The sequence below is a fragment of the Nocardioides sp. genome (genome assembly GCF_035429765.1).
Lineage (GTDB): Bacteria > Actinomycetota > Actinomycetes > Propionibacteriales > Nocardioidaceae > Nocardioides.
Map to the genome: position 1 here is coordinate 13,261 of NZ_DAOMFK010000010.1, position 1,038 is coordinate 14,298.

The following is a 1,038-nucleotide window of genomic DNA, read 5'->3' on the forward strand; positions in this document are numbered from 1 at the left end:
ACCGTGCCGCACGTGGGCAACGCCAGCGCGGTGCTCAAGGTCGTGGTGCGCTGACTCCGGTGCCTCAGCCCGGCCGGCCGAACCAGGCGTTGGCCTGGCGCACGGTCATGCCGTCACGGGTCAGGTAGGTGGCCCACCGCATCTTGCCGTCGAGCAGGTGGCGCAGCGTCCGGATCCGCTTGGCCGGGCCCGAGGTCTCGGCCATCGCGAGCGGCAGCTTGTTCCGGCGCTTCTCCTCGAGCAGGTGGCGCGCCACGTTGCGCGGCATCTTGTCGTAGACGTGGCCGTCGAAGGCCGCGATCGCGATGGTGCCCTTGGGCAGGTCGTAGGACCGGATGTTGCGACCGGACTGGGGGAACAGGCTCCAGGCCATCAGCACCCGGATCGGAATGATGCCGTTCCTGCGCATCACGCCGCAGAGCCGGACCATGGTGCGCTTCCAGTAGCGCAGGGTGAACTCCCCCGTGGCGATGTCGTTCTCCGGCTCGTGCCACCAGGTGCCGAACACCGTCGCGTCAGCGGGGATGGTGGCCGCGAAGGTGCGGATCTCGGCGCCCGTGGTCCCCTTCCACGAGATCACGAACTTGCGGATGCCCGCGTCGTAGGCACGCTGCAAGGGAGGGTAGGAGTCCCACGTGTCGAGCGTGCCGGTGTCGAACACGCGGGCCACGGTGGACCGGCTCAGCCAGCGCGCCTCGTCCGCAGGCGCCTGCGGGGAGAGGGACGCGCCGTAGTCGGTGGCCGAGGCGGCAGGCGCCAGGGCGAGCACGGTCGCGCCTGCCACACTGGCCGCCAGGACCCTCAGGCCAAACGAGAACTTACGAGGCGGATCTACCCGCCCGTGGATCCCCCGCACGCGCCACCACACCCTCACCCGTCGTGATCCCCGTCGCGCGGCGTCCCGAACCACCCGCTCCCTGCTCCGGAGATCGTACCTGGGGGCTGGTGACCACAACAGTGGATCGCGACCAGCACTCGCCCCGGTCTGGTCGGCTCCAGGTCTCCGCTCGTCCCTCGCTACGACCTGTCCCCTCCGGC

Annotated in this window: 1 protein-coding gene; it reads right to left on the reverse strand. The window is 70.3% G+C overall.

What is annotated here, in order from left to right:
* Window positions 1-64: 64 nt before the first annotated feature.
* Entirely contained in the window at window positions 65-784 is a 720-nt protein-coding gene (locus PLP61_RS02185; RefSeq protein ID WP_324499926.1) for a hypothetical protein, read from the reverse strand.
* Between the last annotated feature and the right edge of the window lie 254 nt (window positions 785-1,038).